Source organism: Paracoccus shandongensis (genome assembly GCF_017315735.1).
Taxonomy (GTDB): domain Bacteria; phylum Pseudomonadota; class Alphaproteobacteria; order Rhodobacterales; family Rhodobacteraceae; genus Paracoccus; species Paracoccus shandongensis.
Genome location: NZ_JAFLRK010000027.1, coordinates 41915 through 48291 on the forward strand (window position 1 = coordinate 41915; position 6377 = coordinate 48291).

Sequence of the window (6377 nt, forward strand, 5' to 3'; positions counted from 1 at the left end):
GTTACCAGATGCGGCCTTTCCACCCCGCGAACCCGATCAGCCCGTCAAAGGCCGTGTCCTTCGATATCAGCGGACAAGACATTTCGATGGCGGTCGCGGCGATCATGCGGTCGAAGGGATCGGGATGGTCCCATTCCATCGACCCGGACAGCATTGCCATGCGCGCCGTATAGGGGGCGATGCTGAATCCCTGCGCCGAACACAGGCTGTCGAGACTGCGGGCATAAGGCAGCATGGCGTCCCACTTGCCCTTGCGCACCTTTGACGCAATCTCGTGAAAGGCACAGGGCGGGACATGGATCGTTGCCCCGCTTTCCAGCAAGCTTCGCGCCGCAGCCGTCAGGAATGAAGGCGCGACCAGCGACCAGGCCAGCACATGCGTATCAACAAGCACATGGCTCAAGCACCCCACTCCGCAAGGTCTTCCTTGCTCATGGGTGCCAGGAAATCGGGGACCGAGCCCGGATCCACGACGCCTTCCAGAAGGCCCAGGCGAACGCCCGCCCTGGCGATGGGCACCAGCCGTGCGGCGGGAACACCTCCCCGGGCGATGATGACTTCTTCGCCCGCTTCGACCGCCGCAAGAAGCTCGGACAGCCTGGCCTTGGCTTCGGCGACATTCATCTGCACCGTCATGGCGACCCCCTGGCAGATTGGATGGACCAAGGCTGGTCCATGATCCTGCGAGAGTCAAGCAAGGCGCGCGGGCCAACCCCGCGCGCCCTTTCCTCATGCCGCGTCCGCGCGGCCCTCGGCGGCGATGCGGGCGTCCAGGTCCAGCATCTGGTGGACGGCCTGCGCGGCCTCGGCGCCCTTCTTGACGAAGTGGTCGCGGTAAAAGCCCGTCAGCAATTCCGTTTCCTGGTAATTGTGCGGCGTCAGCGAGACCGAGAAGCAGGGCACGCCCGTTTCCAGGCCGACAGTCATCAGCCCGGTCACGACGGCAGTGGCGACGAAATCGTGGCGGTAGATGCCGCCGTCCACCACCAGCGCGGCGGCGACCACGGCGTCATAGCGCCCGGTCTGGGCCAGCTTTTTCGCCAGCAAGGGCATCTCGAAGGCGCCGGGCACGTCATAGGCCACGACTTCGGCGCCGGGGATCAGGCGCCCCAGTTCGGCAAGGAAACCGTCATGCGCGCGGTCCACGACATCGGAATGCCAGCGGGCCTTGATAAAGGCGATGCGAGGGGTCTTGTGGGTCATCTTTCAGGAACCTTACGTTGACTTGCGTATGGTCCCAGGACATGAGCCATGACCGCCCCTCGGGAAAGGACGCGGCCACGGTTCTCTTTCATCCAGACTATACTGTCGGCCCCGGAGTTTCACCGGATCTGCTGACCCCACCGTTGCCGATGGGCGCTCGCGGGCTGTGACCGCCGGTGGGGAATTGCACCCCGCCCTGAGAACGGATCTTGCATAGCACGCAACCCCCCTTTCGCCAAGGGGGCTCAGCCGATGCGGGCCAGCGCCTCCTGCACCGCGCCGCGCAACTGGTCCTCGCCGTAAGGCTTGCACAACAGGACCGTCTGCGCGGGGCAGCCCGGGGGCAGGTGGCTGTCGCCCGTGGCATAGACCACGGCCAGCCCCGGCTGGATTTCCACCGCGCGCTGCGCCAGGTCGTTGCCGTTCATGTCGGGCAGGCCCAGGTCGGTCAGCAGCAGGTCGAAGCCCTGGCCTTGCAGCCGTTCCAGCGCGGGCGCGGCCTTGCCGGCCTGGGCGACGGTGTGGCCCATCTCCTCCAGCATGATGGCGGTGTCGGCGCGGATCAGGGCGTTGTCCTCGACCAGCAGGATCGAGACGGGCCGGTCGGGGGCGGGCGCGGGCTCGGGCGCGGGCTCTGCGGCGCGCAGGGCCTCGGCCGCCTTGGCCGCCTGCTGGGCATTGGCGATGACATGGCGCAAGCGGCGGGCCAGGGCCTCGCGCGGATAGGGCTTGGACAGCAGTTCAACCCCCGGATCCAGCCTGCCGCCGTGGACGATGGAATTTTCCGTATAGCCCGAGGTGAACAGCACCCCGAGGCCCGGCAGGATCTCTTGCGCCCGGCGCGCCATGTCGCGGCTGGACAAGGTGCCAGGCATCACCACGTCGGTGAACAGCACGTCGATATGCAGCCCGCTTTCCACGACCGCCAGCCCCGCCTGCGCGTCCCGGGCCGTCAGCACCGTGTAGCCCAGAGAGGTCAGCAGATCGACCACGGTGGTGCGCACGGCCTCGTCATCCTCGACCACCAGCACCGTCTCGGTGCCGCCGACCACAGGGCCGTTATAGACCGGCGCGTCGGTTTCCTCCTCGCTCTCGGAATGGGGCAGATAGATGCGCACGGTCGTCCCCTCGCCCGGCTCGCTATAGACGGACACATGGCCGCCCGACTGCTTGACGAAGCCATAGACCATCGACATGCCAAGGCCGGTGCCGCGCCCCTCGGGCTTGGTGGAATAGAAGGGATCGAAGATCCGCTCCAGCACCTCGGGGGGCATCCCGCAGCCGGTATCGGTGACGGCCAGCATGACGTAATCCCCCGCCGCGACATCGCCCGCGGCCGTGGCATAGGCCTCGTCCAGCTGGGTATTGCCCATCTCGATGGTCAGGCGGCCGGGGCCGTCCATGGCGTCGCGGGCGTTGATGGCCAGGTTCAGCAGCGCGCTTTCCAGCTGCGCCCGGTCCACGCAGATGTTCCACAGGTTCGTGGGCACGATCACCTCGACCTCGATCGTCTCGCCCAGCGACCGGCGCAGCAGTTCGTCCATCTCGGCCACCAGGCGGCAGGGCTGGATGACCCGGGGCTCCAGCGGCTGGCGGCGGCCGAAGGCCAGAAGCTGGCTGGCAAGCTTGGCCCCGCGCGCCACGGCCGACAGCGCGTTCTCGACCCGCTGGTTCGCGCGGTCGTTGCCCTCGACATCCTTTGACAGCATCTGAAGATTGCCCGCGATCACCTGGAGAAGATTGTTGAAATCATGCGCCACGCCGCCCGTCAGCTGGCCCATGGATTCCATCTTCTGCGCGCGGTGCAGCGCGGCTTCGGTCTTGCGGTGCTGTTCGATCTCGTCCCGGACGCGGGCTTCCAGGGTTTCGTTCAACTGGCGCAGCTGATCCTCGGCCCGCTGGCGGTGGTTGATCTGGCGTTGCAGATCCTCGGCCTGGGCCTGCAACTGCGCCTCGGTCATGCGCTGTTCGGTGATGTCGGTGTGGACGCCCACCCATTCGGTGACGGCGCCCCGGGGGTCCAGGATCGGCACGGCGCGGACCCTGAAGATGCGGTATTCGCCATCCGCGCAGCGCACCCGGTGTTCCCATTCAAAGGTGGAACGCGCCTCCAGCGCCTGGTGCCAGGCCCCGACGGTCCCCTCGCGGTCGTCGGGATGGACTGCGTCGGACCAGCCATAATCCTGGTATTCGTCGAACCCCTGCCCCGTCAGGGCCGCCCATCCGCGCTGTTCGCCGACCATCCGTCCATCGGCGCTGTTGGTCCACAGGATGCTGTGGATCGCATCCACGGCGGCGCGGAAGCGGTCGTTGCTGTCGCGCAGCTGGATTTCGGTCTGCTTGCGATCCTCGATGTCGATCAGGATCATGTAAACGCCGTCGATCCGCCCCTCGCCCGCGGTGCGGGGCAGGCAGCGCATCTCGAAGGCGCGGGCCCCCTTGCCGGGCAGATGGACGGTCGCATCCACATTCACCGTCTCGCCCGCAAGGGCACGGGTCAGCATCTCCTCGGTCTGGGCGCCCCGGTCGGCCCCCAGGATGTCGGTGATGCGCTTGCCGATCACCTGGTCATGGGTGACGCCGAAGACATCCAGATAGCACTGGTTGGCAAAGCGGAAGACCAGCGCGCGGTCCAGAAAGCCCACCAGGATCGGCAGCGCGTCGGACAGGTGGTAAAGCTCGGCCCGGCTTTCGGCCAGGGCCTCGCGCGCGCGGACGGTGTCGGTGATGTCCAGGACGGTGCAAAGGACGCCATCGACGCGGGCGCCGTCCTCGCTGTGGATGGGGGTATAGAACAGGTCGAAGACCACCTCTTCCGGCGTGCCGTTGCGGTTCAGGACCAGCGGCTGTTCGCGGAAGGCCTGCACCTCGCCCCGCAGCCCGCGTTCCAGGATCCGGCGGTTCCAGTCCCAGATTTCGGGCCAGATGGCGGGCACGGTGCCGCCCAGGGCACGCGGGTGATGGTTCCCCGCGATCTCGACATAGCTGTCGTTGTAGATCATCACGTGATCCGGTCCCCACATCAGCACCTGCGGGATCGGCGAGTTGACCAGCGAATTGACCTTGATCCGCAGGTGCCGGGGCCAGGTGTCGATGGGGCCCAACGAGGTTTGCCGCCAGTCGAAGTCCCGCACCAGCCTGCCGCAGACGCCGCCGCCGATGGGCCACGAACGGGAAAGCTGATCAGTCGTCATGATACACCGCGATGGCCAGAAGGGTCGCCGGAACCTAGGCAGGGACAAGCAAACCCGCAAGCCGCGACGTGGGGTGCCTTCACGTAAATTACCTTGCCGGGAAGACCCTAGACCGCAAGGCCGTGCCGCCCCGCCAGGTCGGTGAAGAACTGCCAGGCCACCCGGCCCGACCGGCCGCCGCGCGTGGCCTGCCATTCGATCGCCTCGGCCCGCAGGGTGGCGGGATCGACCGCCAGGCCATAGGCCTCGCAATAGCCCGCGATCATCGCCAGGTATTCGTCCTGCGAACAGGGGTGGAAGCCCAGCCACAACCCGAAGCGGTCGGACAGCGACACCTTTTCCTCGACCGCCTCGCCGGGGTGGATGGCGGTGGCGCGTTCGTTGTCGATCATGTCGCGCGGCATCAGGTGGCGGCGGTTCGACGTGGCATAGAGGATCACGTTCGCTGGCCGCCCGCTGATTCCGCCGTCCAGAACCGCCTTCAACGACTTGTACTGCGTATCGTCATGGCTGAAGGACAGGTCGTCGGAAAACAGCAGGAACCGCTTGTCCTTCGCGCGCCCCAGGATCGCCAGCAGCCGCGCGACCGAGCCCAGGTCGTCGCGGGCGATTTCCACCAGCACCAGGGGCAGGCCCTGGGCCACGGCCTCGGCATGGACGGCCTTGACCAGCGACGACTTGCCCATCCCCCGCGCGCCCCACAACAGGGCGTTGTTCGCGCCAAAGCCGCGCGCGAATTGCAGCGTGTTGTCCAGCAGGATCTGCTTGGCCCGGTCGATGCCGATCAGCTGCACCAGATCGACGCGGGAAACCGTGTCCACGGGCTCCAGCCGGTCGGGATCGGGATGCCAGACATAGGCCGCGGCCTCGGTGAAGGAGGGCGCGGGCACGGGCGGCGGGGCCAGCCGTTCCAGCGCGGCGGCGATGCGGGCCAGGGCGTCGGTGTCGGTCAGGTCACGCATCATTCATCGTCGTCCAGCAGACCCTCGGCGCGCAGTTCGGCGTCACGCTTTTTCTCGATGCGGCGGACGATCTGGATCGAGATCTCGTAAAGGCCGTAGATGACCGAGAACAGCACCAGCTGGCTGCCCACGTCGGGCGGCGTCAGGCAGGCGGCCAGCACCAGGATGACGACCACGGCATAGCGGCGCGTACTGGCCAGGGCTTCGGCAGAAACAAGCCCCGCCCGGCCCATCAGCGCCAGCGCGACCGGCAGCTGGAAGGACAGCCCGAAGGCCAGGATGAAGCGCGTGGTCAGGTTCAGGTATTCGCTGACCGATCCCTGGAACACGATCCCCGCCAGATGCGATGCCCCCTGCGCCGTGTCGGGATCGTCCGGCAGCGCCAGCGGCCCCTGCTGGAAGCCCAGGAAGAATGTGAACACCATGGGCAGGATGATGTAATAGGCAAAGGCCGCGCCAAGCGCGAACATCAGCGGAGAGGCAATCAGGAACGGCAGGAAGGCCCGCTTTTCGCTGCGATACAGGCCCGGCGCGACAAAGCGCCACAACTGGTATCCGATCACCGGAAAGGCCAGGATGAAGCCCCCGAAAAAGGAAATGCGGATGGCGACCGTAAAGCCTTCCTGCAGCTTCAGCAGGATCAGGCCACATTCCTGGCCCCGATCCTCAAGCGCGGCGCAGATCGGCCGGGTCAGGAAGTTGTAGATCGGGTTCCAGACGATATAGCACAGGATCATCGCCACCACGAAGGCCAGCGCGGACCAGATGATCCGGGTCCGCAGCTCCTTCAGGTGCTCGATCAGCGGGGCCGAGCTGTCGTCCAGCTCATCGACGTGTTGGGTTGCCACTTAGTGGTCCTTCATGTCCGAACGGCGGATCCCGGCGATGCGGCGCGGGCTGCCGCCCGCTGCGGCCACGGGGTCGTTCGCCGCCTGCATCGGTGACGCGACGGCAGGCGCGGGCACGGCGGGCCCAGGCACGGCGGGCGCGTCAGCGGGCCGGCTGTCCACCGGCGCCA

Annotated in this window: 6 protein-coding genes and 1 riboswitch; all 6 genes read right to left on the reverse strand. The window is 67.0% G+C overall.

Annotated features, from left to right (window positions below):
- Position 1: 1 nt before the first annotated feature.
- The 6 genes from JX613_RS14820 to tatC all read right to left on the reverse strand — a co-directional run bounded on the left by JX613_RS14820 (position 2) and on the right by tatC (position 6207).
- Entirely contained in the window at positions 2 to 394 is a 393-nt protein-coding gene (locus JX613_RS14820) for a type II toxin-antitoxin system VapC family toxin (RefSeq protein ID WP_336512312.1), read from the reverse strand.
- 5 nt (positions 395 to 399) lie between these two features.
- Complete coding sequence (locus JX613_RS14825; RefSeq protein WP_237168594.1) at positions 400 to 636, reverse strand: type II toxin-antitoxin system Phd/YefM family antitoxin; 237 nt, start codon at positions 634 to 636, stop codon at positions 400 to 402.
- A gap of 93 nt (positions 637 to 729) precedes the next feature.
- Complete coding sequence (locus JX613_RS14830; protein ID WP_207102244.1) at positions 730 to 1203, reverse strand: 6,7-dimethyl-8-ribityllumazine synthase; 474 nt, start codon at positions 1201 to 1203, stop codon at positions 730 to 732.
- Positions 1204 to 1279: 76 nt separating this feature from the next.
- A riboswitch (FMN riboswitch) is annotated at positions 1280 to 1411 on the reverse strand.
- Between the two features lie 37 nt (positions 1412 to 1448).
- Positions 1449 to 4397 carry a hybrid sensor histidine kinase/response regulator gene (locus tag JX613_RS14835; protein WP_207102245.1) on the reverse strand — a complete coding sequence of 983 codons (2949 nt, stop codon included), beginning with the start codon at positions 4395 to 4397 and terminating at the stop codon, positions 1449 to 1451.
- Between the two features lie 107 nt (positions 4398 to 4504).
- On the reverse strand, positions 4505 to 5362 hold the full coding sequence (locus JX613_RS14840; protein ID WP_237168595.1) for an ATP-binding protein: 858 nt from the start codon (positions 5360 to 5362) through the stop codon (positions 4505 to 4507).
- On the reverse strand, positions 5359 to 6207 hold the full coding sequence (tatC, locus tag JX613_RS14845) for a twin-arginine translocase subunit TatC (protein ID WP_207102246.1): 849 nt from the start codon (positions 6205 to 6207) through the stop codon (positions 5359 to 5361). The genes JX613_RS14840 and tatC overlap by 4 nt, the downstream gene beginning before the upstream one ends.
- Between the last annotated feature and the right edge of the window lie 170 nt (positions 6208 to 6377).

Bases quoted from the DNA above. Each gene is read 5' to 3' on its own strand.
- JX613_RS14825 (WP_237168594.1), bottom strand. From the start codon at position 636: ATGACGGTGCAGATGAATGTCGCCGAAGCCAAGGCCAGGCTGTCCGAG.
- JX613_RS14830 (WP_207102244.1), bottom strand. From the start codon at position 1,203: ATGACCCACAAGACCCCTCGCATCGCCTTTATCAAGGCCCGCTGGCAT.
- JX613_RS14835 (WP_207102245.1), bottom strand. From the start codon at position 4,397: ATGACGACTGATCAGCTTTCCCGTTCGTGGCCCATCGGCGGCGGCGTC.
- JX613_RS14840 (WP_237168595.1), bottom strand. From the start codon at position 5,362: ATGATGCGTGACCTGACCGACACCGACGCCCTGGCCCGCATCGCCGCC.